17 protein-coding genes and 1 pseudogene are annotated in these 25352 nt (G+C 71.5%); 8 read left to right on the top strand and 10 right to left on the bottom strand.

Going from position 1 to position 25352, the window contains the following annotated elements:
• Window positions 1-1006 precede the first annotated feature (1006 nt).
• Complete coding sequence (locus ACTOWY_RS29030; RefSeq protein ID WP_441312783.1) at window positions 1007-2281, top strand: glycosyltransferase; 1275 nt, start codon at window positions 1007-1009, stop codon at window positions 2279-2281.
• Window positions 2282-2314: 33 nt separating this feature from the next.
• The gene (locus ACTOWY_RS29025) at window positions 2315-3289 is read left to right on the top strand and encodes an aldo/keto reductase (protein WP_441312782.1); all 975 of its coding nucleotides are present in this window, start codon (window positions 2315-2317) and stop codon (window positions 3287-3289) included.
• Between the two features lie 323 nt (window positions 3290-3612).
• Here ACTOWY_RS29025 and ACTOWY_RS29020 read toward each other — a convergent pair whose 3' ends face one another.
• From ACTOWY_RS29020 to ACTOWY_RS29005, 4 genes are all read right to left on the bottom strand, one after another.
• The gene (locus ACTOWY_RS29020) at window positions 3613-4350 is read right to left on the bottom strand and encodes a PadR family transcriptional regulator (protein ID WP_441312781.1); all 738 of its coding nucleotides are present in this window, start codon (window positions 4348-4350) and stop codon (window positions 3613-3615) included.
• Between the two features lie 235 nt (window positions 4351-4585).
• Window positions 4586-5770: a pyridoxal phosphate-dependent aminotransferase gene (locus ACTOWY_RS29015; protein ID WP_441312780.1), complete on the bottom strand. Its 1185-nt coding sequence runs from the start codon at window positions 5768-5770 to the stop codon at window positions 4586-4588.
• Window positions 5767-6711 carry an agmatinase gene (gene speB, locus ACTOWY_RS29010; protein ID WP_441312846.1) on the bottom strand — a complete coding sequence of 315 codons (945 nt, stop codon included), beginning with the start codon at window positions 6709-6711 and terminating at the stop codon, window positions 5767-5769. Before speB ends, ACTOWY_RS29015 begins: the two co-directional genes overlap by 4 nt.
• A 254-nt stretch (window positions 6712-6965) precedes the next feature.
• Window positions 6966-8405: a sodium:solute symporter gene (locus tag ACTOWY_RS29005; RefSeq protein ID WP_441312779.1), complete on the bottom strand. Its 1440-nt coding sequence runs from the start codon at window positions 8403-8405 to the stop codon at window positions 6966-6968.
• Window positions 8406-8538: 133 nt separating this feature from the next.
• Here ACTOWY_RS29005 and ACTOWY_RS29000 point away from each other — a divergent pair, with 133 nt between their 5' ends.
• The gene (locus ACTOWY_RS29000) at window positions 8539-10011 is read left to right on the top strand and encodes a PucR family transcriptional regulator (RefSeq protein ID WP_441312778.1); all 1473 of its coding nucleotides are present in this window, start codon (window positions 8539-8541) and stop codon (window positions 10009-10011) included.
• Between the two features lie 92 nt (window positions 10012-10103).
• Window positions 10104-10964, top strand: coding sequence for a class I SAM-dependent methyltransferase (locus ACTOWY_RS28995; protein ID WP_441312777.1), 861 nt, complete (start codon window positions 10104-10106; stop codon window positions 10962-10964).
• Between the two features lie 2 nt (window positions 10965-10966).
• Here ACTOWY_RS28995 and ACTOWY_RS28990 read toward each other — a convergent pair whose 3' ends face one another.
• The gene (locus ACTOWY_RS28990) at window positions 10967-12319 is read right to left on the bottom strand and encodes a CoA transferase (RefSeq protein ID WP_441312776.1); all 1353 of its coding nucleotides are present in this window, start codon (window positions 12317-12319) and stop codon (window positions 10967-10969) included.
• A gap of 82 nt (window positions 12320-12401) precedes the next feature.
• Between ACTOWY_RS28990 and ACTOWY_RS28985 the strand changes: the two genes are divergently transcribed.
• Window positions 12402-13019 (top strand): class I SAM-dependent methyltransferase, encoded by a 618-nt coding sequence (locus tag ACTOWY_RS28985; protein WP_441312775.1) that lies wholly within the window; start codon window positions 12402-12404, stop codon window positions 13017-13019.
• A pseudogene (locus tag ACTOWY_RS28980) lies at window positions 13016-13495 on the top strand (DedA family protein); the annotation flags it as partial. The gene ACTOWY_RS28985 and the pseudogene ACTOWY_RS28980, both read left to right, overlap by 4 nt.
• A 119-nt stretch (window positions 13496-13614) precedes the next feature.
• Here ACTOWY_RS28980 and ACTOWY_RS28975 read toward each other — a convergent pair.
• From ACTOWY_RS28975 to add, 5 genes are all read right to left on the bottom strand, one after another.
• A complete protein-coding gene (locus ACTOWY_RS28975; RefSeq protein ID WP_441312774.1) occupies window positions 13615-14553 on the bottom strand; it encodes a patatin-like phospholipase family protein in 939 nt (312 codons plus the stop codon).
• The gene (locus ACTOWY_RS28970) at window positions 14550-16922 is read right to left on the bottom strand and encodes an FAD-dependent oxidoreductase (protein WP_441312773.1); all 2373 of its coding nucleotides are present in this window, start codon (window positions 16920-16922) and stop codon (window positions 14550-14552) included. The genes ACTOWY_RS28975 and ACTOWY_RS28970 overlap by 4 nt, the downstream gene beginning before the upstream one ends.
• Before the next feature lies 1 nt (window position 16923).
• Window positions 16924-18021 carry an alpha/beta hydrolase gene (locus ACTOWY_RS28965; RefSeq protein WP_441312772.1) on the bottom strand — a complete coding sequence of 366 codons (1098 nt, stop codon included), beginning with the start codon at window positions 18019-18021 and terminating at the stop codon, window positions 16924-16926.
• Between the two features lie 133 nt (window positions 18022-18154).
• Entirely contained in the window at window positions 18155-21097 is a 2943-nt protein-coding gene (locus ACTOWY_RS28960) for a helix-turn-helix transcriptional regulator (RefSeq protein ID WP_441312771.1), read from the bottom strand.
• Between the two features lie 102 nt (window positions 21098-21199).
• Complete coding sequence (gene add, locus ACTOWY_RS28955) at window positions 21200-22213, bottom strand: adenosine deaminase (RefSeq protein WP_441312770.1); 1014 nt, start codon at window positions 22211-22213, stop codon at window positions 21200-21202.
• Between the two features lie 231 nt (window positions 22214-22444).
• Here add and ACTOWY_RS28950 point away from each other — a divergent pair, with 231 nt between their 5' ends.
• Together ACTOWY_RS28950 and ACTOWY_RS28945 are read left to right on the top strand one after the other, a co-directional pair.
• Complete coding sequence (locus ACTOWY_RS28950) at window positions 22445-24289, top strand: Xaa-Pro dipeptidyl-peptidase (protein WP_441312769.1); 1845 nt, start codon at window positions 22445-22447, stop codon at window positions 24287-24289.
• Between the two features lie 535 nt (window positions 24290-24824).
• Window positions 24825-25343 (top strand): M23 family metallopeptidase, encoded by a 519-nt coding sequence (locus tag ACTOWY_RS28945; RefSeq protein ID WP_441312768.1) that lies wholly within the window; start codon window positions 24825-24827, stop codon window positions 25341-25343.
• Window positions 25344-25352 lie beyond the last annotated feature (9 nt).

Genomic DNA, 25352 nt, shown 5'->3' with positions numbered 1-25352 from the left:
TGAGCCGTCCTAGGCCGGCTCGGTGCCTGGATCGATGGGGTGCCCGCCGCGGGGACCGGCTTGGCTGACCCGGCGCGGACATGTCGTCCTGCCCGGCCTGGCCGGAGCCCGTGTTGCCTCACCTCGGACCCGAGCCCTGACCGCGGCCGCACTGGGTGCCTGACAGCACTGGGTGCCTGGCAGGACTCGCTGCCTGACAACACTGCGTGCCTGCCGGGCAACGTGCCTGGCTGGTAGCCGGAGCCGGCTGACAACTGGACCTGCTCGGACGGTCCAGTGCGCCGATGCCCCGGCGGGCCTGCCGAACCAGCGGGATGGGTTCTCCGGCTTGGCTTGCCTCCGGACTTGCTCGATGATGTCCGGAAGTTGTGCCGCGCCTGGCCGCTGTGGGCTGGTTCAGCGAGGGCCGGGCCTGCCGCGCCGAGGTTGGCCTGAAAGGAATCGACTCGACTGCGGGTGCGTGCCGCGGTGGGGATGACCGGGGTGAGACGGGTCGGGCTGGGGGTGGTGGCCTGGTGGGGATATGGGTGTGGGGACCTCCTGATTCTGGTTGACATGACGGAACCTGGGCGTGGATCGCACACACGCGGGGCAATACCGGGCTGCGTACTCGGCCCGCCTCCGGTTCGGCGGCACGGCGGGGGAGTTGCACAACGCGAACCAGACCCGGAGCTCTCGGGTCACCTGCAGCTGGTCGGCATCAGGAGCCACGCGATGCAGCAGAGGACGGAAGATACCTGGCCACCAGGGAACGTCCTCGCCATGCACAGTAGCGCCTCCGAGGGGAGGTTCCGACCAAGTCCTGGCCAAACGTAGCGAGTTCCCACGACCGTGGGATACCGCCGCCAGGGTCTGGCGGAAATGTCCGCACAATCAGTGACGTCTGGTGGTTTCGAGTACGTGAACTCGGGTCGGACTCCTACTTTGGGGGGTACCGGACAGTAGGGGGCAACCGATTGTGTTCGTCGCATTGACGGAACGACGACGCGCAAACGGGGCAACGACGATGAACGTGCTGCTGCTCGCCTATGGCTCGCTGGGGGACATCCAGCCCTTCGTCGCGCTCGGCCGCGCACTCGATCGGGCTGGTCACAAGGTGGTGCTGGCCGCGCCCGCCCGCTTCGAGTCCTACGTCGGCGAGCACGATTTGCCTTTTGCGCCGATCAGTGATGCCCTTGTCGAGCTGGCCGACAGCGCGGACCTCCGGGCTTCGCGTGAAGGCGGCGCGCTGCAATCCGGGGTGGCCTGGCTCGAAGCCCTCCGGCGCGGCGAGGACGCGGCGACCGCTGTGCTCGAGGACAGCTGGGCGGCCGCGGCGTTCGGGCCCGACCTGGTGGTGCATCATCCGATCACGGCTGGGCAGCACATCGCGGAGAAGCTTCGAGTTCCGTCGGTGCTGGCCTCGCCGCAACCTTCCTACGTGCCGACGGATGCGTTCCCCTGTTCGCTGATCTCGGTGCCGGACTGGCTGCCACCGGCGTTCAACCGGTTCACCTACACACTGCTCGCCTGGTCCGGCCGACTGCTGTCCGGACCGACCGACCGGTGGCGGGAGCAGGTGCTCGGCCTGCCTCGGCGCCGGGGAGCGCACGACCCGCTGCGCCAGTCGGACGGCAGGCACACGACGGTGCTGCACGCGTTCAGCCCGCACGTGTTCCCGCCCGCGCCGGACTGGCCGGATTCCGTGCACAGCATGGGTTACTGGTTCCTGCCCGCGGCCACGGACTGGGCGCCGCCGGGTGAGCTGGTGGAGTTCCTGGACGCCGGTTCACCGCCGGTGTGCGTGACCTTCGGCAGCACTGTCGGCGGCGATCCGCGGCGCTCGGCGCGCACCGTCCTGGACGCGGTGCGGCTGGCGGGCGTGCGGGCGGTGCTGGTGTCCGGGTGGGGCGGCTTGCAGGCGGACGAACTGCCCGCGGAGGTCTTCCAGGCCGAGCACCTGCCGTTCGACTGGCTGTTCCCCAGGGTGTCGGCGGTGGTGCACCACGGTGGCGGTGGCACCAGCGCCGCGGCCATCGCGGCTGGACGGCCGCAGGTGACCTGCCCGTTCGGGGTGGACCAACCGCAGTGGGCACGGCGGATGCATCAGCTCGGTGTGGCGCCGCCGCCGATCCCGCAGCGCACGCTGACCACGGCCGCGCTGGCCGAGGCGATCCACCTCGCCGCAACCGACGCGGCGATGGCGCGGCGTGCGCAGCGGCTCGGCAGGCTGGTGAACGCCGAGCCTGGAGCGGAGGCCGCGGTGGCGTTGCTGGAAAAACTCGTGTCGCGCAAGGGTTGACCTGGAGCGCGCTCCAGCCGACAGGCTCGGCGCATGCGAAAGATCACCCTTGGCGGCCCGGACGGACCGCGGGCCAGCGTGTTGTGCCTTGGCGCGTTGCCGTTCGGGTCCTCAGTGGACCGGGACACCTCCTTCGCCATCCTCGACCGGTTCGTCGAGGCCGGCGGGAACTTCATCGACTCCGCGAACAACTACGTGTTCTGGACCGAGAACGGAAAGGGTGACGAGAGCGAGAACCTGCTCGGCGATTGGTTGCGCACCAGGGGAAACCGGTCCGAGGTGGTGCTGGCGTCCAAGGTGGGCGCGTTGCCGGACCCGGCCAAGTCAGGCGCGTTCCCGGACAACGCGGAGGGCCTGTCCGCCGAGGTGATCAGCACCCAGCTCGACAACAGTCTGCGTCGGCTGGGCACTGACCACCTGGACGTGTACTACGCGCACATGGAGGACCGTTCGGTGCCGCTGGCCGAGACGGTCGGCGCGTTCGGCAAGGCCGTCGCGCAGGGCAAGGTGCGGGTGCCCGGCTGCAGCAATCACCCGACCTGGCGGATCGACCGCGCGCGGGAACTGGCGAAGCAGGACGGGCTCGCGCCGTATGGCGTGCTGCAGTTCCGGCACAGCTACCTCCGGCCGCGGCCGGACATCAAGCTGCCCCAGGCCGGCCACGTCCAGGCCAGCGATGAACTGCTGGACTACGTGCGCACCGAGGACAACCTGGTGCTGACCGCGTACACGACGTTGCTGTTCGGGGCTTACACCCGCCCCGACCGGCCGCTGCACGAGCACTACGACCACCCGGGCACCCAGCGCAAGATCGCCGTGCTCCAGGCGGTGGCCGCTGAACTGGGCGCCACGGTGAACCAGGTGGTGCTGGCGTGGCTGTTGCACGGCAACCCGTTGGTGGTGCCGGTGCTGGGGGTCAGCTCGGTGGCGCAGTTGGCGGAGTCACTGGACGCGGCGGAGCTGGAACTGAGCGCGGACCAGTTGGGCAGGCTGGCCGCGGCCTGCTGACTCCGGTGACTTCGGCCGGATCAAGCGAGGCTGTGCGGCCAGGCTGGGCGATGCGCCACTGGGGTGCGCGGGCCTGTCACGGCGAGCCGCTTGTCCGGCATCGAGTGCACCGCGCTCCGCACCGGTTGCTCCGCGCGAGGCGGTGTGCGCCGGGTGGGGTGAACCTGTTGGTGCGACACGGTTCTGGGGATCGGTCGCGCGAGCCGGTCTTGTGGTCTGGCTGACGCGAACCCCGGGCGACGCGAGGCTGGCTGACGTGCCGCGGTGTGATTGGCGGCGGCGTGGGACGTGACCGGAGTTCGGTCACGCCCCTGCCGGGCCGGTCACTGCTGCTCGTCCTCTTCAGCCAGGATCCGGTACAGATTTCGGCGGACCTCGGCGAGGAGCTGGCGGGCTCGGGCGGTCTGCTCCGGGGTGCCCGCGGCGGCGACCTGGAGGGCGGCCTGGTGGACCTGGCCGAGTAGCTCCTGGAGTTCGACCACCGTGGTGTCGACTCCGCCGCTGACGGTGTCCCAGACCACGGCCAGTTCGGCCTCGTTCTCGGCGACGTAGGCGCGGCCGGCATCGGTCAGTTCGACCATCTGGCGGCCACCCTCCTTCTCCGAGACGACCAGGCCTTCCTCGGTGAGCTGCTTGAGCACCGGGTAGATCGAGCCTGGGCTGGGACGCCAGAAACCGTCACTGCGTTCGGTGATGTCGGCGATGAGCTGGTAGCCGTGGGTCGGGCCGTCGACCAGTACGAGCAGCACCGCTGCCCGGACGTCGCCGCGACCGACCTTGGGGCGCTGCCAGCCGCTGCCGGGGCCGCCGAATCCGGGGGGCATGGGCGGGAACGGTACGCCGTGGCGCGGGCCGCCCGGCCCTCGGTCCGGGGTCCAGCCCCAGAAGTGGCGGTGGCCGCCTCGGCCTCGGCCGCCGTGGCCGCGTTCGCGGGGGCCGCCGCGTCGGTGGCCGCGCTCCTCGCGGTCGCCTCGGCGGTCGCGGTCACCGCGATCCTCCCGGTCGCCGCGATCCTCCCGGTCACCGCGCTCGCCGCGGCCTTCGCCGGTGTCGTTGTGCATGCCCAACATGGTCCACGGCGTCCTCCGCGTACGGGGGCCGCCGAACCAGGGGCCGAAAGCTGCTGCATGGGCAGTCATAGCGATCTCTCCTTGAACAGTCGCGACACGCTGATCGTGTCGTCGATGTGTTCACGATATATCGCGAACAGTCAGAGATGCAACCACGACTTGGGTTCGAACAGCGAAACGGCGGGTCCCCTGGACTGGGACCCGCCGTGTTTGTGCAGCTCAGAGGCTAGGTGTTGGCTGGGACACGGTGCAGGGCGCGCAGGCGGTCAATGGCGCTGTGCAGGGTGTCGGGACGTTTGGGGAAGGCGAAGCGGATGAGCTTGCGGCCCTCCTCGGGGTCGGCGTAGAAGGACGAGCCAGGGACCACGGCCACGCCCAGCTCGGTGACCAGGCGGCGGGCGAACTCGATATCGTGGCCAGCGGGATCGAGGTCCTCGGTGCCGCACAGCACGTAGTAGGCGCCGTCCGGCACGTGCAGCCGGAAGCCGATCTCGGTCAGTGCCGGGCAGAGCAGGTCCCGCAGCTCGCGGTAGTGCGCGGCCAGACCGGTGTAGTACTCCGGCGGCAGGCCGAGCGCGGTCACCGAGGCCGCCTGCAACGGGGTGGGCGCGCCAACGGTGAGGAAGTCGTGCACGGTGCGGATCGCCTTGGTCGCCCAGGCCGGGGCGATGGTCCAGCCGACCCGCCAGCCGGTGACCGCGTAGGTCTTGGACACGCTGTTGATGGTGATCGTGCGGTCGGCCAGCCCCGGCACGGTGGCCGGCGGGATGTGGCCGCCGTCGCCGAGGAAGTGGATGTGCTCGTAGATCTCGTCGGTGATGCACAGGACGTCGTGTCGCTGGCACAGTTCGGCGATCAGTTCCAGCTCGGCGCGGCTGAACACCTTGCCGGTCGGGTTGTGCGGGGTGTTCACCACGATCGCCCTCGTGCGCTCGGTGAACGCGGCGCGCAGCTCGGCCTCGTCGATGGACCAGTCCGGGCGGTGCAGCGAGACGAACCGCGGGGTGGCGCCGGCGAGTACCGCGTCCGGGCCGTAGTTCTCGTAGTGCGGCTCGAACATGATCACCTCATCGCCCGGTTCGACCAGGGCGAGCATGGTGGCGACCATGGCTTCGGTGGCGCCGCAGGTCACGCAGATCTCGGTCTCCGGGTCGACCTGCCAGCCCGGGTAGGCCCAGGCGGTCTTGGTGGCGATGGCCGCGCGCAGCCCGGCCTCGCCATAGGTGATCGGGTACTGGTTCAGGTCGGCGTCCACCGCGTCCTTGACCGCCTGCTTCAGCTCCGGCGGGCAGGCGAAGTCGGGCAGGCCCTGGGACAGGTTCACCGCGTCGTGCGCGGTGGCCAACCGGGTCATCTCCCGGATCACCGACTCGGTGAACGAAGCGACCTTGCTGCTGACCCGAGTGATCACGGGTTCTTCTCCTTGTGCATCGCGATGAGACTGATCAGTTCATAGGCCGTGTGCGCGGCGGCGATCGCGGTCAGTTCGGCGTGGTCGTAGGCCGGGCTGACCTCCACCACGTCCGCGCCGACCAGGTGGCAGCCCGCCAGGCCGCGCAGGATGCCGAGCAACTCCCGGCTGGTCAGCCCGCCCGCCTCCGGGGTGCCGGTGCCGGGGGCGTGCGCGGGGTCGAGCACGTCGATGTCCACCGAGATGTAGAGCGGGGCGTCGCCGATCCTGGCGGCGATGCGGGCCGCGATCTCGCGGGCGCTGGTCTCCTCCAGGTCCATCGAGGTGATCATCTGGAAGCCGAGTGCCGCGTCGGCGGCCAGGTCGCCGGGGCCATAGAGCGGGCCGCGGATGCCGACGTGGGTGAGCCGGGAGGTGTCGAGCAGGCCCTCGTCGGCGGCGCGGCGGAACACGGTGCCGTGGGTGTGCGCGACGCCGAAGTAGCTGTCCCAGGTGTCCAGGTGCGCGTCGAAGTGCAGCAGGGCCACCGGTCCGTGCCTGCCGGCGACCGCGCGCAACATGGGCAGCGCGACGGTGTGGTCGCCGCCGAGGGCGACCGGGACGGCGCCGGTGGCCACCAGGGCGGTGGTCGCGGCGGTCATCTGGGCCAGGGCCTCGGGGATGTCGAACGGGTTGGCGACGACGTCCCCGCAGTCGGCGACCTGGGCGCCGGCGAAGGGGGAGATCGCCAGGCCGGGGTGGTAGGGGCGGAGCAGTCGGCTGCCCTCGCGGATCGCGGCCGGGCCGAAGCGGGCGCCGGGGCGATAGGAGGTGCCCGCGTCGAAGGGGAAGCCGAGGATGCCGATGTCGCAGTGGTCGACCTCGTCGCGGCGGGGCAGCCGGGCGAAGGTGGACCAGCCCGTGAAACGGGGGACCTGGGCCGCGTCAACCGGGCCGCGGATGGCGGACTGGCCGGAGGCGGCGGGAGGGTTGGAAGTAGTGGATGGGCAGGGGGCAGCGGGAGGGTTGGAAGTGGTGGAGGGTCCGGGGGCGGCGGACGGGGCGGGGATGGCGGACGGGCCGAAGGTGGTGGAGGGGCCGAAGGTGGTGGAGGGACCGGGAGTGGTGGAGGGACCGGGGGTGGTGGAGGGAACGGGCACGGTTGGCACGCCGGGGACGGCCGGGGTGCTGCCGGTTCCGGCCGGGGCGGGGGTGGTCATGGGGTTGGCACCGGTTCGGCTGGGTTGTCCTCGCCGGCGAGTCTGCGGGTCCAGGCGGCCAGGCGGGCCGGGTCGTCCGGTGGGGTGAGCAGGCTGACCGCGACGAAGCTGATCAGGCCGACGAGCAGGCCCAGGTAGATCGGTTCCTGGGCGGAGAGGCCGAAGTAGGCCATGCAGCCGACGACGGTGAGTCCGCCCAGGGTCATCGCGGCCAGGGCGCCGGTGCGGGTGGCTCTGCGCCAGACCAGGCCGCCCAGGATGGGCACGAGCAGGCCGCCTACCAGGAGGTTGTAGGCGACGTCCAAGGCCGTGACCACGTCGGAGACCAGGCAGGCGATGGCCACCCCGAGCAGGCCCAGGACCAGGGTGAACAGCCGGGTGGTGCGCAGGTCGTCGCCCGCCGCCGGGTTGCGGCGCAGCCGGGGCCACAGGTCGTTGCCCGCGACGGTGGCGCAGGCGATGAGGGCGCCGCTGGCGGTGGACATGACCGCGGCCAGCGCCGCGGCCAGGACCAGGCCCTTGAGACCGACCGGCAACGCCTCGGTGACGATGGTGGCGAAGGCGCGGTCCCTGGACTCCAGCACGGGGTAGAGGGCCTTGGTGGCGGTGCCGATGAGGGCGCCGGCGAAGGCGTAGACCAGGCAGTAGATGCCGGAGAAGGTGCCGCCGACGCGGGCGACCTTGTCATCGCGGGCGGTGAAGACCCGCTGCCAGATGTCCTGGCCGATGAGCAGGCCGAAGAAGTACAGCAGCACGTACTTGAAGATGTTGTCGCCGCCGATGGTCCACAGCGAGAAGAACTGCGGCTCCAGCTTCGCCGCCATCGCGCTGAACCCGCCAGCCTTGATGATCGCGGCGGGCAGCAGCACCAGCAGGATGCCGACGCTCTTGACCACGAACTGCACGATGTCGGTGGCGGTGATCGACCACATGCCGCCGAGCACCGAGTACAGCACCACGATGCCGCCGCCCAGCAGCACCGACGGGATGTGCGACATCCCGAACAGCACGCCGAAGATGGTGGCGCAGGCGATGGTCGAGGTGGCCATCAGCATCAGCGAGTAGGCCCACATGACCACGCCCGAGACCGGCGCTGCCTTGCCGCCGTAGCGCAGGTCCAGCATCTCGCTGACCGTGTAGACCTTGAGCCGGGTGATCCGGGCGGCGAAGACCAGGCTCAGGCCGAGCACGCCGAGCCCGATGGTCAGCACCATCCACGCCCCGGACAGCCCGAACTGGTAGCCGAGCCCGATGCCGCCGACCGTGGACGCGCCGCCGAGCACCACCGCGGACATGGTCCCGGAGTACATGACGTAGCCGAGCCGTCGGCCCGCGACCAGGAACTCGCTCTTGTTCTTGGCCCGTCGGGCCGCCCACCAGCCGATGGCCACCATGGCCACCAGGTAGGTGATCATCACCGCCGAATCGATCGTCACCGGTCCTCCTTCGCCGCGAGTGGAACCAGGTTGGTAGGACCGTAGGGATCCGCCGACCTGCTGCGAAGTGGATGATTCGCACAATGGATGCGACAGTCCAGGATGATTCGTCCAGTAGCGGGGAGGTCGCGGCATGGCCACGGTGACCATTGGTCTGCATGAGCTGCTCGGCCGAGCCGATCTGGGGCTGACCCAGCTCAGCGGGCCGCGGGCGGACCGGACCATCCGCTGGGTGCACATCTGCGAGCTGCCGGACCCCGGGCTCTACCTCACCGGCGGCGAACTGCTGCTGACCGCGGGCGTGGACTTCCCGGACTCGCGGGCGGAGATCCACCGCTACGTGCGGCGGCTGGTCGCGGCGGGCGCGGCGGGGCTCGGATTCGGGGTGACCCCGGTGCACGACGAGGTGCCGCCGGAGCTGCTGACCGCGTGTCAGCGGCACGGGTTACCGCTGCTGCTGGTGCCCAGCCGGACCTCGTTCCTGGTGATCAGCCAGGTCGTCTCGTTGATGCTGGCCGCGCAGGAACGGGCCGGGCAGCACCGGATCTCCCTCGCGCAGGCCGCGCTGACCAGGGCGGCGGCCCGGCCGGACGGGGTGGCCGCGGTGGTCCGTCAACTCGGGGCGGCACTGGGCGGGTGGGCGGTACTGGTGGACGCCCGGCACCGGCTGACCAGCGGGGGCGCGGTGCCCGCGGACGCCGGGGAGGTCGAGGAACTCGCCGCGCGGTTGCTGGCGCCGGGCGGTCCGTCCTCGGCGACCACGCACCGGGACGGCGGCCAGGTGGTGGCCCTGGCGCTGGGCCGGACCGACCGGGTGCTGGTCGCGGGCCGGGAGCCGGCCTTCTTCACCGCGGACCGGGCGATCCTGGAGGTCGGGGTGGCCTTGCTGACCGTGCTGAGCGGGGCGGACCGGCTGCCCGCGCCGGTGGCGGAGTCGGTGACGGCGCTGCTCGCGCTGGTGCTCGACGGCCCGGCGGCCGAGGTGGAGACCCATGTCGCGGCCGCCGCCGGGGTGTCTGCCGGGGGTGCGTGGCAGGTGGTGCGGGCGCGGCGGGCCGGGGCCGCAGGGGAGATCGACCGCGCCGAGGTGGCCACCCGGCTGGGCACCCCGCTGGCCGGACTGCTCGCCGACGGCGGGGTGCGGGCGCTGGTCCCGGCGGCCGGGCCGTGCCCGCTGGCAGCGGATCCGCGCTGGCTGGTCGCGGTGAGCGCGCCGGTGCCCTGGGCCGGGCTGCCGGGCGCCGCGCGGCGGGTGGAGCGGCTGTTGCGGCAGGCGGTGGCCCAGGGCCGGTCGATCACCGAGTCGCCGCGCACCGGAGTGGACGGGCTGGTGCCGCGGGCGGAGGCGGCGGAGTTCGCCCTGGCCCGGCTGGCGCCGCTGTCCGGACACCCCGCGCCGCTGGCCGAGACGTTGCGGGCCTGGCTGGCCGGGGGCGGCAACTGGGAGACCGCGGCGGTGGTGCTGGGCGTGCACCGCAACACCGTGCGGCACCGGGTGGCCACCGCGGCGAAGCTGCTCGGCTGCGATCCGCAGGACCCGGACATCCGCGCCGAACTGTGGCTGGCCCTGCGCTGGCTACCCGAAGACCAGTCCGCTCAAACGTGAGGTTTCTCCTGGTCAGGGCCGGTTCTCTGGGTGTTTGACCCGCTAGTTTCGGCTAGGAGACAGCGGTGTCCGAGGTCATCGAAGGAGCCCGAGTGGTAGCCCGTGAGGCCGGAACCAACGGAAAACTCCTGGCCGGGAAGGCCAGTTTCGACCACATCTACGAACAGCGGGATCCGCGTGCCTACTTCAGCACGCTGGGCACGCTGGAGTACCAGATCCCGCACCATGCCCAGCGAGTCTTCCGCAAGCTGCTGGAGGCAGGCCCCCGACCGGCGGCCGAGGCCACGGTGACCGATCTCTGTTGCTCCTACGGGATCAACACCGCCCTGCTGCGGCACGACCTGGTGCTCGACGACCTCTACGTGCGCTACGCGCAGGCCGAGTCGGATTCCACCGGGGACCTCGCCGCGCGGGACCGCCGGTTCTTCCACGGCCGTCGGCGCGCCAAGGCCCCGCGCACGGTCGGCATCGACCGCTCGGCCCGCGCGGTCGCCTACGCCCGCACCGCGGGCATGCTCGACGAGGGCTTCGGCGAGGACCTGGAAAGCGCCGAACCCAGCGCCGCCCTGCGCGCCGCGGTCGCCGACACCAGCATGGTCACCGTGACCGGCGGGGTCGGCTACATCACCCACCGGACCTTCCAGCGGCTGCTCGACTGCGTGCGCCGGCCGCCATGGGTGGCCGCGTTCGTGCTGCGCGGGGTGGCCTACCAGCGCATCGCCGAGGTCCTCGGCAGGCACGGACTGGTCACCGAGAAACTGCCCGGCCGGACCTTCCGGCAGCGCCGGTTCGCCTCCGCCGAGGAGGCCAGGACCACCGTGAGCGCGCTGACCTCCGCGGGAATCCCGGTGCGGGACAAGGAGTCCACCGGCTACTTCCACACCGACCTGTACCTGTCCCGGCCCGCGGGCGATGTGGCCGCGCAGCCGCTGGACCGGTTGTTCGCCGACTGATCTCAGCCGAAGGACGCGGGATCCGCGCCCGGCCGGTGCGGCGGGGTCGCCCAGTACGGCGACTGACCGGCGATCGTGCCTGCCGGGCGCGCGTGCCGGACCCGGCCGAACGGGGTGTCCGTCTCGGTCAGCAGGTCCGTGACCTCGACCTCCGGCAGGCCGAGCCCGTCGATCCGGCCCAGTCCGTCCAGCCAGGCGCCGGTGCGAGCCAGGGAGACCTCGGCGTGCCAGGAGTCGCCGTGCTGGGCGCGGCGGCGCAGTCCTTCGATAGCGGCCAGCGCGGCGAGGTGGCCGGTGGCGTGGTCGAGCAGCTGTGCCGGCAGCGGCACCGGGACGGCGGACTCGGCGGCGGTGGCCGTCTCGTGGGTGAACCCGGTGGCCACCTGCACCAGGCTGTCGAACCCGCGCCGCCCCGACCACGGACCGGCCTGGCCGTAAGCGCTGATGGACACCGTGACCAGGCCGGGGTTCAGCGCGGCGCAGTCCGCCACGCCCAGCCCCAGCTGGGCCAGCGCGCCGGGCCGGAACGCCTGGAGCAGCACATCGGCCTGCCGGATGAGCGCCCGCAGGCTGTCCCGGCCTGCCGGGGTGCGCAGGTCCAGGTGGCAGAAGCGTTTGCCGAAACCGGTGTCCACCACCAGCGCGTCCACCAGCTCCAGGTGGTCGGCGCCCACCCGCAGCACGTCCGCGCCGTGGGCGGCGAGCGTGCGCCCGGCGACCGGTCCGGCGATCACCCTGGTCAGGTCGAGCACCCGCACCCCGGACAGTGGGCGCTGCGCCGGGCCCAGCGGACGGCGCGGGGTGTCATAGCGGCTGGTCAGCTCCACCAGCGGCACCTTGGCCAGTGCTCGGGCCTGCGGCGTGGCCAGCCACTCGCTGCGGCTGCGCTGGGCGGCGGCCGCGCCACCGGCGGCCAGCACCGCCTCCTCCACCGCCACCGCCGAGGCGGTGCGCAGCGTGCGGGCCACCGCGGACTCGGGCACCGCCAGCGCGCGCAGCACCGCCCGGTAGTGCGCCGGGTAGTTGCCGTGCAGCCGCACCCAGCCGTCCGCGGTTGGATAGTCCCCGGACAACGGCCCCCACACCGGCGGCGCCACGCCGTCCACCCGCAGGTGCCGCTCACTGCGGAACGCGGTCACCGCGGCCCGGCCGTCCACCACCACCTCGGGGGCCGGACCACTACGGGTGTGCCACAACCTGGCCGCGGCCAGCGTGCTCGCGGCCACCGCCGCGGTGGCCGCCTCAGTCACCTTGAAGATCGACGGGAGGATCTCATCCGGGCTGGTCACGGTGACCGAGGTCAGGTCGGCGGGCCTGCCGCCGATCGCGCCCCACACCTGTTGGAGAGCGTTCATGAATCGACGCTAGCCCTGAAAAAGCCCTGAGATCGGACATCCCCATGCACATCACACCCGGCTGATAAGGCAGTCTGGTCGGGTGACATCCGCACCCCCACCACGCAACTCGCTGGCCGTGTTCGTCTCCGCGGTCCTGCGCCAGCCGAGCCTCATCGGCGCGGTCGTGCCCAGTTCCCCCGCGCTGGCGGCCCGGCTCGCCTCGGTCGTGCCCGGCCAGGGTGAGCCGCTGGTGGTCGAGCTGGGCGCCGGGACCGGTGCGGTCAGCGGCGCGATCGAGGCGCGGTTGAATGGCCGGGGCCGCTACCTGGCCATCGAGCTGGAGCAGGACCTGGCCCAGCACGTGCAGGCGGCCTACCCGGCGATCGAGGTGGTCAACGCCAACGCGGCCGACCTGGACAAGGTGCTCGCCGACCGCGGTCACGGCGAACCCGGCTCGGTGGACGCGGTCATCTCCGGCCTGCCCTGGGTGCTGATCCCGGAGCAGGTGCAGCGGCAGATCATCGGCCACGTCGCCGACGGCATCGGCCAGACCGGGGTGTTCACCACCTTCGCCTACGTGCACGCGCTCGGCATGGTCGGCGCGCGCAAGTTCCGCTACCTGCTCGAATCAGTCTTCGACGAGGTGCTGCTCACCCGGGTGGTCTGGCGCAACGTGCCGCCTGCCATCACCTACGTGTGCCGGCGCCCGAAGACATGATCGAGTTGCTGCGGGAGCACCTGAGCGGGCTCCCGCCGCTGCTGATCTGCCTGGCGGTCGGGCTGCTGCTCATCGCCGAGGCCGCGCTGGTCATCGGCGTGATCCTGCCAGGGGCCAGCGCGTTGCTCGTCTTCGGTTTCCTCACCCAGCTCGGCGCGGTGCCGCTGGCCCCCGCGATGATCACCGCGGGCGCGGCGGCGCTGATCGGCTCGCAGCTGGCCTACTGGCGCGGCCGCAGCCTCGGCGGCACCGGTGACCTGCCGCGGAGCTGGACGGTCCGCCGGATCGGGGCGCGTCGCTGGCAGTGGATCAGCGGTCTGGTCGGCGATTTCGGCGAACGGGCCGTGCTGCTGGGTCAGTGGGTGGTCGGCGCGCGCACCCTGGTGCCGCGGCTGGCCGGCATGGCCGGGTTGCCGTATCACCGCTTCGCCCGGTGGAACGTGCCGGTCGCGCCGGTGTGGGGCGCGCTGTGGGTGCTCGTCGGCTGGGCCGCTGGCCGTTCCTACGAGCTGGTGGCCACCGTGTCCAGCTGGGTCAGCCTCGGTCTGCTCGGGGTGTTGCTGCTGATCGCGCTGGTAGTGGCCTGGCGGCGGCGTCAGCCGAGCAGTTCGAGGGCCCTGGACCGGCCGTGTTCGGCGACCGCGCGGGCGGTGTCCGGGGAGAACCGGACGAACCCGGAGATGCTGAAGTCCGCGCTGGGCTCCACCAGCACCAGCTCCACCTGACGTTTCTCGGTCGCCCCGGCCTTGGCGAGTTCGTTGACCGTCTGCGCGTGCCGGAAGTCCTGCTCCACCGCGAACCGCGCCACGTTGGCGAAGAGCAGCCCGAGCGCCTCGTCCAGGGAGTCCGGCCGGTCCGTGGCCTGCCGCCGGGAGGAGGCGGCCACCACCACGGTGTCCGGCTCGTAGGCCAGCGCGGGGGACAGCGGCGTGTTCGCGACCAGTCCGGCGTCGGTGTACTCCACCCCGTCGATCTCCACCGGCGGGAACAGCACCGGCGCGGCCGCACTGGCCAGCAGGTGGTCCACGGTCAGCTCGACCTGCCGGTACCGGTCGGTGCGGCGGTGTTCCGGCGGCAGCGTGTTGGTGAACCGGGTGACCAGCCCGGTGGCGTGCTCGACCGCGGAGACCACGGCCACCACGTCCTCCCGGATGGACAGCCGGTCGCCGTCGAGCACCTTGGCCAGGGTCTTGCGCGCGGGGGAGGTGTCCAGCAGCCAGGTCCAGCCGATCACGCCCAGCGCGTTGCTCACCAGGTCATCGGCCAGCCGCAGCAGCTGCCAGGGCCGCAGCAACCGGTACAGGTCGGCGCGGAAGCGGTAGACGTCGGAGGAACCCAGCTCGGCCCACAGGTGGGTCAGCGCGTCCGGTGTCATCCCGCCGGCCAGCAGCCCGATGTTCAGCGCGCCTGCCGAGGTCCCGGAGTAGATCCGCGGCGCGCGCCCCAGCTCGGCCAGACCCTGCGCCACCCCCGCGCCGAAGTAGGCCGCCTGCGCCCCGCCCCCGGAGAGCACCAGCGCCAGTCCGCCGCTCATTCCTCGTCCTCCGGTCCGCGCGGGCCGTAGATCTCCCACAACCTGCCCAGGAACATCCGGCCGAACCGCTCCACCGAACCCAGCGGATCCGGCCCGGTGGCCCGGATCGTGGTGAGCTGCTGGAGGAAGTCCCGCTTGCGGATGTGCAGCACGCCCGCGCCGATCGGCTCGCCCGGCTCGTCGTCCTCGTAGACGTGCCCGGAGTACATCCGCACGTACAGCGTGGTGGTGTCCGACCACAGGTCAGGGCCCGCGTCGTCGTGCAGGTCCTTGTGCCCGGTCAGGGTCAGCGGGTTGCCTGCCAGGTCGTCCAGGTGCAGCCGGTAGTACATGTGCCGGGTGTCCGTTGCCGAGCCCGGCACCAGCAGGTTGAACCGGCCGAAGGGCACCGCGAGCCTGCCGCCCAGGTCGTCGCAGTGCAGCCAGCCGGTGGCCTTGGCCAGGTGACCGGGGTCGTCCAGGAACCGGTCCAGATCCTCGATGGCGATGGTGAGGCGGAAGGAGAGCCCGCGCTCGTCCCGCCGTCCGACCAGCTCGCCCTGCCTGGGTTCGGTCTCGCCGAGGGCGAAGGAACCGGTCATCTCCTCGGTGAAGGACAACCCGGCGGAGCCGGCCGGCCCCCCTCGGCCGGCCGGCTCCCCGGGGACCCGCACCGCTCCCTCCGAACAGTGCGGATCTGTGGGCTCGACCGTGGATCCATAGTCGGACTCCCCTCCCCCGAGGAGCCGATCACAGAGGCGGTCCGCCCAGGCCGCGATGGTCATGGAGGGGTTCGGGCCGACCGGGCCCGGCATGGCCGAGCCGTCGGCGACGTAGAGCCCCGGGTACCCGTACACCTCGCCGTAGGGATCGCACAGGCCCTCCCCGGAGTGCCGCCCCATCGGCGCCCCGCCCAGCGGGTGCACGGTGATGATCCGCTTGGTCAGCCACATCGGGTTGTCCCGGTACTCCCCGCCCAGCACCTCCGACACCCCGCGCATGGTGGCGCGCACCCCGCTGAAGTACTCCTCGCTGGTCTCGGTGGTCCAGTCGATGTCCAGCCAGCCCTCGCGCATCCGGACCACCCCGTCCGGCACGTCCCGGCCCATGCCCAGCAGCGGCACCGAACTCTCGGTGAACACACCGTCGTCGAGCAGCTCGGACAGGTCGTGCGAGAGCGAGGTGCTCGGCGACCGGTCGATCGCGTTGAGCAGCCGCTTGGCCGCGAACCCGAAGATCCGGTTGAGCTGACTGGGCGCGTTGGCCGCCTCCACCAGCCAGGCCACGAAGCTCGGGTAGCCCGCGTCCTGGATGTAGTGCCCGCGCCCGGTGATGCCCTCCCCGTCCACCGCGTCCGGCACCCGGATCGCGCTGGTGATCACCGGTCCGCGGTTGGCCTCCAGATCGCGCACCCCGTCGCGGTCCTTGGCCTTGAGCAGGAAGGTGAGCAGGTCGCCGTTGCCGGTGAACCGGGTGCCCAGGGCCCGGCTCAGCCGCGGCAGCCGCGGCCGGTTGCGCAGCAGCAGGTGCAGGGTGCCGAAGGTGCCCGCGCCCAGCACCAGCCGGTCGCAGCTGATGGTGCGCGCCCTGGTGACCCCGTCCGGCTGGTGCTCCCGGTAGCCCACCTCGTAGCCGCCGCCCGGCAGCGGGCGGATCAACCGCACCTCGCACATGTCCCTGATGTCGGCGTCGTAGTGCTGCGCCGCGGACAGGTAGGTGTGGTCCAGGCTGTTCTTGGCGCCGTCGTTGCAGCCGATGTTGCACTCGCCGCACAACCGGCAGGTCCGGCGCTGCTCCCCGTGCAGGTTGCCGTAACCCGCCTCCTCGATCGGCAGCCCGGTTCCCGGCTCGCCCCCTGGCCGAGCCGCGAACCGGACTGCCAGCGGCGGTCGTTCGAACTCCAGGCCGAGCGCGGTCGCCGCCTCGCGCATGGCCTTCGTCCTCGGCATATCCGAGAAATCCGGGTGGTCCAGCGGGTACGGCGCCGGGGTCAGCATCCGTTCCACCGCGTCGTAGTGCGGGTCCAGCTCGGCCCGGCTGATCGGCCAGGTCTCGTAGCCGCCGCCGCGCAACGGCTCGTCGTGCACGAACCAGTTCTCGTCCTTGCGCTTGAGCACGTTGGCGTAGATCAGCGAGCCGCCGCCGACCCCGGCGGAGACCACCGAGGCGAAACCGCGGAAGCTCCACACGTCGAACAGCCCGTACTGGCGCCGCGCCGGGTCCCAGAAGTTGTTGCGCATCTCCGCGGGGGAGCGGGCGAAGGAGCCGGGCGGGTACTTCCGGCCCCGCTCCAGCACCACCACCGACTTGCCGGCCTCGGCTAGTCGATAGGCGCTGACGGAACCGCCGAATCCGGTTCCGACCACCACGACGTCGACGTGTTCGGCCATCTCAGCCGGCCTGTCGCTTGATGAAGTCGAGCAGGTGCGGGAAGACGTCCATGTCGGCGTGCTCGCCGATGAACGGGTCCAGGTGGCCGTAGCCGGGCAGGATGCGGAACTCGTGCCGCCCCGGCGTCATCTTCTCCAGCTTGCGGTAGCAGATCTCGTTGGAGTCGCCGAAGACCTTGTTGGCATCGCCGGTGGTCAGCAGGATCGGGGTGTCCACACTGGCCGCGTTGCCGAGGTAGTCATTCGGCAGTTCCTCGTGCCGCTCGTCCTTGACGTCGTACTTCACCGCGCGCCCGGCCAGGTACATCTTGCGGACGTGCCGGTAGTAGTTCATCCCGCTGCCGCCGCACAGGTCGCCCAGCCTGCGGTGGGTGACCTCCAGCAGGTTCTCGTGCCGGTACATCGCAGGCCAGCCCGCTCCCCACAGGTGGCTCAGGATGTGACAGGCGGACACATCGCATTCGCGGTGCATCGCCGAGATGACCTTCGCGGCCAGCCACGGCCTGGTGAACCGCGGCGCGTCGCCCCAGCGCGGGTCCATGTACTCAAAGCCCAGCACGTACTCGAACAGCTCCGGCTCGACGGCGATCTTGGCCGCGGAGTAGGTCGGCAGGTTCGGGGTGAGCGCGACGCTATTGGCCACCACGCTGGTGATGCCCTCGACCACTCCGCCGAACAGGCTCATCAGGAAGGACACCGCGCCCAGGCAGTGCGAGATGACGTGCAGCCTGCGGTCAGGGCCGATCGAGCGCCGGATGGTCTCGATCGCCGCGGCGTTGTCCCAGTGCGCCACGTCGTCGAGGGTGTAGCGGTGCATGCCCTGGTTGTACGGGTGCCGGTTGCTGAGCCGGCTGTCCAGCGTCCACACGTCGCCGTAGCCGTTGTCCAGCAGGTAACTGACCAGGTTGCGGTGCTCGGGCATGATGTACATGTCGCTGGACTGGGTCAGTCCGGGGATGAGCAGCACGACGTCCTGGCTCTCCGCGCGCCGGAATCGCAGCAGGCTGAGGCCGAGGCCGTCCTCGGTGGTGAACGGGTGCGTGGACACGTCCGCGTCGCGCACGCCGTCGAGCGTGTACAGCGGGATCTCGCGTTTCATGGGTCCTTCACCTGACCATCGTGTGTGTGTCCACCTTGGCCAGGACGCGTGGTCCCTGCCATCGTGGGAATCACTGACATCTTCATCCGGGTCGGGCCGCTGAGCTGCCCCGACCCCGATGCCGACGGTCGGTTCAGCCCTTGTCGTGGGCGTCCAGGGCGGGCCCGAGCACCCGGCCGACGCTGGCCCGCGAGGTCACGCCGAGCTTGGTGAACACGTGTGACACGTGGGTCTCCACCGTGCGGATGCCGATGAACAGCTTCTCAGCAATCTGCTGATTGGTGTGCCCGTCGAGCACAAGTCGGGCGATTTCGAGTTCTCGCGGTGACAATCCGAACGGCCCGCTCTGCTTCGGTCCACCTGGGACGGCCACCCGCACGCCGAGGCGACGGGTGGCGCGCAGGGCCTCGGCCCGCAGCGATTTCGCCTTGCAGGCGGCGAAGGCATCGGCCGCGGTCGCCAGTTCGGGCAGCGCCCTGACCCGGTCTTTCGCCGCGGTGAAGGCGAGTCCGGCGCGCAGCCGGGCGCGGGCGGCGTCCAGTTTGAGCCCGGCCTGTTCGAGCACGGCGGCCGAACGCAGCGCCAGTTCGGCGGCTGCGGCCGGATCGGTGCCGGTCAGCGCGTGCGCCCGGACCGTGCCTGCCAGCGCCCGGTTGATCTCCAGCGCCGGATCGGCGATCCGCTCGGCGCGGTCGGCCCAGGCGGCGGCCTCGGCCCAGCGGCCGGCGCCGGCCAGCAGGTGCGCCATGGCCTCGCAGCAGAACAGCAGCATCGGCTGGTCCCGCTGCACCGACTCCAGCAGATCGCACACCTCGTCCGCGGCGGCCCCGTCCAGGTCGCCGGAGCAGGCCACCGCGATGGCCTGGGCGACCCGGGCCCGCAGGCCCCACCACTCGGGCACCAGGCCACCGGCCTCGGTCGCCTCGGCGGCCACCCGCAGCGCCTCGGTGTGCTCGCCGGACCAGGTGAGCAGCAGTGAGCGGGAGCCCAGTGCCATCGCCATGGACTGCTGCGAGCCGCCGACCCTGGCCATGTCGATGGCCTCCTCGGTCAGCGTGAACGCCTCGTCCATGTCACCGAGCACCGCCGCCGCCTGGGCCTGGCCGACCAGCAGCGGGGGGAGGATGTAGTTCTGGCCGGTGTTGCGGGCGATCTCCACCACCCGCTCGAACCGGGGCAGCGCGTTGCGGTAGCGGCCGGTGAGCAGGTCGCTGAAGCAGAGCCAGGTGAAGGCGTCCAGCCAGGGCGCGAGGTCGGTGGCGGTGGCGGTGGCCAGCACCCGGTCGGCCTCGTCGAGCAGGGCCAGGCCGCGCGCGCCGTCCCCGCCCGCGATGGCGGGCATCGGCCGGAGCGCGGCCACGGCGTAGGCGATCGGCTGCGGCACCGCGTCGGTGGGCACCTGGTCGAGCAGCCGGGTGGACTCGGCGTACTCCGCGGACCAGATGGCCTCCACGGCCAGGCGCAGATGCAGGGGTCCGGCGTGCTGGATGGCCTCGGCCGGGACCGCGCGCAGCTCTCGCTGGAGCAGGGCACGTGCCTCGACCGCCCGGCCGAGCAGCCGGGTCACCCTGGCGTAGATGTTGCCCGCGACCATCGCCCGCTGCTGGTAGGCCTGCGCGGGCAGCCGTTCCAGCACGTCCAGCGCGGTGCCGCTGGCCTCGGTGAACTGGCTGGTCACGCCCTGGGCCGCGGCCAGTTCGATGAGCAGCTGGATCCGGTCGCCGGTGTTGGCCGGGATGTCCGGCAGCAGCCGCAGCGCCTGGGTGAGCCAGTAGGAGGCGGTCATCGGCGCGCGTGGCGCGACCGAGCGGGCGGCCTGGGTGAGCACGCCGACCGCGTCGACGTCGCCGAACCCGGCCGAGCGGACCACGTGCCGGGCCAGCTGCGGCGCCGGCGCGTTGAGCTGCTGTAGGTAGGCCGCGACCCGGCCGTGGGTGGCCATCCGCCAGCCCGCCGAGGCCGAGGTGTAGGCGGTGTGCCGGACCAGCGGGTGCCGGAAGCGGAAGCGGCCAGGGGTCGGCGCGATCCGCACCACGTCCCGGCCGACCAGCTCGTCCAGCACGGTCAGCGCCTCGGCGTCGGACAGCTCGGCGGCGGCCGCGGCGGCGGCGGGCTCGAACTCATCGCCCACCACGGCGGCGGCGTGCGCGATCAGCAGCGCCTTGGAGGAGAGCTGACCCAGTTCCACCTGCAGCGCCGAACGCACCGCGTCCGGCACATCGCGCAGCGTGTCCTCGGCCAGGTCGCCGGTGATCTGGGACAGCGGGTTGCCGTTGCCGTTCTCCGCCCTGGACAACGCCTCCAGGTAGAACGGGTTGCCGCCGCTGGACTCGTACAGCCTGCGCCGCTTCGCCTGGCTCATCCCTGGACCGAGGAACTCCTCGGTCTCCTTCTGCGACAACGGACTCACCGTCACCCGGGTGCCCTGACCCGCGGGCACCTGGGACAGCGCGGTGCGCAGCCGGGCGGAGACCTGCGCGGGCCGGTAGGCCACCGCGATGACGACCTGCCCGCGCGGGGGATGCCGCACCAGGTAGTCGAGCAGTTCGATGGTGGCCTCATCGGCCCAGTGCACGTCGTCGAGCAGCAGGGTCAGGCCGGAGGACTCGGCGAGCACCTCCAGCAGCGTGCGCACCGCGCGGTGCAGCCGGTAGCGCGCGCCACCGGCCCCGGCCGGGATCGGCACCTGCGGCAGGTCGATGGTCAGCCCGGGGAAGACCGAGGACAGCAACCGCGCCTCGGGCAGCGGCAGCCGCCGGGTCAGCAGGCCGATCTGGGATTCGAGGTGGTCGTCCAGGGCGTCCACCACCGCGGCGAAGGGCGCGTCCTGCTCGAACTCGGCCGCCCGGCCGGCCAGGGTGGCCATGCCCAGCTCGCGGGCCTGGTTCGCCACCTCGGTGACCAGCCGGGACTTGCCAACGCCGGGCTCGCCGACCAGCTCGACCAGGAAGAAGGTCTTGCGGGTGGAGCGCTTGAGCGTGTTGCCGAGGACCTTGAGCAACGGCTGCCGACCGACCAGCGGACGCAGCGTCGGGTCTGCCGTCGGGGTGATCTGCTGATCCCGCCGACCGGACATCGTTTCCGAACCCCCCACCCACATCGCCGCCGCGAAGTGATTATGCCAGTCCCGCGGCGGCGACGCGGAGCCGTCCGATGGGGGGTTCTCCAGAGAAGGGCGTCAGCCGGGCAGCGTGACCGAGTCCAGTTCGGCCAGCAGCCGGGCCTTGGTGGCCGCACCCGCGAAGGACACCTCGACCCCGGTGCGCGCGATCTCGACCAGTTGTTTCGCGGTCAGGCCCATCTTCTCGTGCGCGGCCAGGTACTCGCGGTTGAGGTCGGTGTCGAACATGCCGGGATCGTCGGTGTTGAGCACCACCGGCACGCCCGCGGCCAACAGTTTTGGCAGCGGGTGATCTGCCAGGTCGAGCACCTCGCGGGTGCGCAGGTTGGAGTGCGGGGAGATCTCCAGCGGGATGCGGTGCTCAGCCAGGTAGGCGACCAGCTCGGGGTCCCGCACCGAGTGGATGCCGTGCCCGATCCGCACCGCGCCCAGGTCGTGGATCGCCGACCACACCGTCTCCGGGCCGGTGGTCTCCCCGGCGTGCGGCACGCTGGGCAGTCCGGCCTCGCGGGCCAGGTCGAACATGGGCCGGAACTGGCCCCGGGGCACGCCGATCTCCGGCCCGCCCAGACCGAAGCCGACGGTGTGCTCGGGTTTGTGGTCCAGGTACCAGTTGACGGTCCGCCAGCCGGCCTCGACGCCCTGCTCGCCGGGGATGTCGTAGATCCAGTTCAGCTCGACGCCGTGTTCGGCCTTGGCCCGCTCCCGGCCGGTGACCAGCGCCCGGACCAGCTCCTCGTCGCCGATGCCCGCGTTGAAGAGGTTGACCGGGGTGACGGTGACCTCGGCGTAGCGGACCTGGTTGGCGGCCAGATCGCGGGCCAGGCCGACCAGCAGGGTGACCACGTCGGCCTCGGTGGTGACCAGCCTGCCCAGCGCGCCGATGACCTGGATGAAGTGCGCGAAGTCGGTGAACTCGTAGTAGGCGGCCAGTTCGGCCCGGTCGGTGGGCACGCCGCGGTGCGGGTGCCTGCGGGCGAGTTCCAGCACGGTGTCCACCGAGGCGGCGCCGACGAGGTGCACGTGCAGCTCCGCCTTGGGCAGGGCGGCGACGAAGGAACGCATGTCCATGGGATGACCTTTCGGTTGGGGTGCGTGGGTGGAGGGCGGAAACCGCCGCTACCAGGCCAGGTCGCCCCGAGAGTGATCGCTGCCGTACAGCGGCAGCAGCGCATCGGTCACCAAGGTCACGCGGTCAGTCTTGACCATCGGCTGGGACCAGGTCAACGGGCTATTGACACGCGCCACACCTCGGGAAAGGGTGCCGGTGCCAACCAGCACACAAGATCACCAGGAGTGCCCATGAGGCGTGCTCGCAGTGTTCCGTTGACCGTGGCGCTCGCGCTGGCCGCGCTGCCGCTGACCGTGGCCCCCGCCTCGGCCGCCCCGCCGAGCGGTCCGGTGTTCGCCGACGGCGCGGCCCAACCGGTGTTCGACCCGAAGGACGTGTTGCGGGAGAACGTCTGGGTGCGCGCGCCGGTCGACTCCGACCGGGACGGCAAGGACGACGAGGCGCACGCGCTGGTGGTCCGGCCCAAGGTGACCACGACGGGCCTGAAGGTGCCGGTGGTCTACCTGCCCAGCCCCTACTACGCGCCGACCAACGACGTGCCCAACCACAACGTCGACGTCGAGCTGCACGTGCCCAAGCGTCCCGGCCGCGACGGCGCGGTCACCAGCGCCCGCACCGACGAGCGGGTCGAGGCCGCGGTGGGCGGACCGCGGGAGAAACCCATCCCGGTGTCCCGCTACGAGGAGTACTTCACCTCCCGCGGTTTCGCGGTGGTCTACGGCGAGTCCCTGGGCACCGGCGAGTCCAGCGGCTGCCCCACCACCGGCGGCCGCAACGAGACCATCGGCGCGAAGTCCATTGTGGACTGGCTCAACGGCCGCGCCCCGGCCAGGGACGAGAAGGGCGCCGCCGCGACGGCGACCTGGAGCACCGGCAAGACCGGCATGATGGGCGTGTCCTACAACGGAACCCTGCCCAACGCGGTGGCCAGCACCGGGGTCAAGGGCCTGGAGGCCATCGTCCCGATCGCCGCGATCAGCAGCTGGTATGACTACTACCGCGCTGACGGCGCCGTGGTCGCACCCGGCACCTACCAGGGCGAGGACGCCGACGTGCTCGCCGAGTACGTCCACACCCGCACCGACCGCGAGATCTGCAAGCCGATCATCGCCGAGGTCGCCGCCGCCCAGGACCGGATCACCGGCGACTACAGCGAGTTCTGGGACGAGCGCAACTACCTCAACGACGTCCGCAAGGTGAAGGCCGCGACCCTGGTCGTGCACGGCCTCAACGACTGGAACGTCAAGACCAAGCACGCCGCGCAGTGGTACGAGCAGCTGCGCAAGCAGGGCACCCCGCACAAGATCTGGTGGCACCAGTCCGGCCACTCCGACCCGTTCAGCCTGCGCAAGGACGAGTGGCTCAAGACCCTGAACCGCTGGTTCACCCGGTACCTGTACAGCCAGCAGAACGGGGTGGAACAGGAACCCCGCGCCACCCTGCAGCGTGAGGACAAGAGCTGGGTGCAGGAGGCCGAGTGGCCCGCCCCCGGCACCCGCGAGGTCGGCTTCCACCCCCTGCCCGGCGGCAACACCACCGGCGCCCTGAGCCACATCGACGGAGTCCACGGCCGCCCGGTCCTGGAGAACATCGTCGACGACGCGACCAAGAAGGCGGAGGACCTGACCGCGGCCGCCGAGTCCCCGCACCGGTTGTCCTACTTCAGTGGCCCGGCCGCGGCCCCGCTGCGGGTGTCCGGCACCGTCGGCGTGGACCTCAAGGTCTCCTTCACCCGCCCCGCCGCCAACCTCACGGCCCTGCTGGTCGACCGAGCCCCCGACGGCAAGAACCACATCATCACCCGAGGCTGGACCGACCCCCAGAACCGCACCAGCGAGGACCGCACCCAGCCGCTGCGCCCGGGAGTGCAGTACCGGGTGAACATCGAGATGCAGCCGGACGACTACGTCCTGCCCGCAGGCCACAAACTCGGCCTGGTCCTGCTCTCCAGCGACTACGACTACACCCTGCGCCCCAAGCCCGGCGCCGGCCTGTCGGTCAACCTGAACCAGTCGGAGTTCACCCTCCCAATCGTGGGTGGCACGCCCGCCGTCCGAGCTGCCTTCGGCTCCTAGCCCACACCCTGACCACCGGCGGCCCGGAGCCCAGCTCCAGCCTCCGGCGGCCCGGGGCCCAGCCGCAACCAGCGGCAGCCCGGGGCTCAGCCCAGCCGACAGCGACCCGGGGCTCAGCCCAACCAACAGTGACCCGGGCCCAGTCCCTACCAACGGCGGCCCGGGGCCCAGCCCTACTAACAGCGACCCGGCGCCCAGCCCAACCAACGGCGACCCCGCTGGTTCAGCCCCAACCAACGGCGGTCCAGCCGCTCAGTCCCAACCACCGAGGCCCTCGAGCACCCACGCTCGGGGGCCTCGGCCTGTCCCGCCCTGCTCCCGGTTCCTGTGCCTCGACCAGCGTCGCCTGGCCCTGCCTCTTCTCGCCCCATCCGCCCCCTCTGGGCCGTTCCAACGTCGCCACCAGTCGTGATCAAGTCACCTGAACCGATTTCGAGAATTCTTAACCAAGTGCCGCCGCAGTTTGTATATGGTTTGTAGGCGGGTTGTACAAGCCGCTGCTGTCCTGTGACCTCCTCATCCCTGCGGAGGTCACATGCCCAGCAAGCGTCTTGTCGCGGTGCTCGCCGGAGTCGTCGTCGCCCCTGTGCTGACCGTCGTGGTCGGCACGGGTTCGGCGAGTGCCGCACCCGCTTTCCAACTGCCGTTCCCCTGCGGGCAGGTCTGGTCCGGACAGACCCGCACCAACCACAACCCGCAACTGTCCATCGACTTCAACCGCGCCAACGACGAGGGGGACATCGTGGACGCCTCGGCCGCCGGCACGGTGACGGTCGTCGGCAACCTCGGCTCCACCAGTTACGGACGGTGGATCGAGATCGACCACGGCGCGGGCTGGCGCACCCGCTACGCCCACCTGTCGGCGCAACGGGTCAGCGTCGGCCAGCGGGTCGCCCGCGGTCAGCAGATCGGCAATGTCGGCAACACCGGTGGCTCCACCGGCGCACACCTGCACTTCGAGCAGCGCCTCAGCGGCGCAGCCGTCCGCATCGCGTTCAACGGCGCGGCCGCCCTGTACTACGGCACCCGGAACTACACCAGTCAGAACTGCTGACCCCTGACG

It is taken from the genome of Crossiella sp. CA198 (assembly GCF_052078295.1).
GTDB lineage: Bacteria > Actinomycetota > Actinomycetes > Mycobacteriales > Pseudonocardiaceae > Crossiella.
The sequence above is the reverse complement of the archived record's forward strand: the minus strand, read 5'-3'. Positions and strand labels throughout refer to the sequence as shown.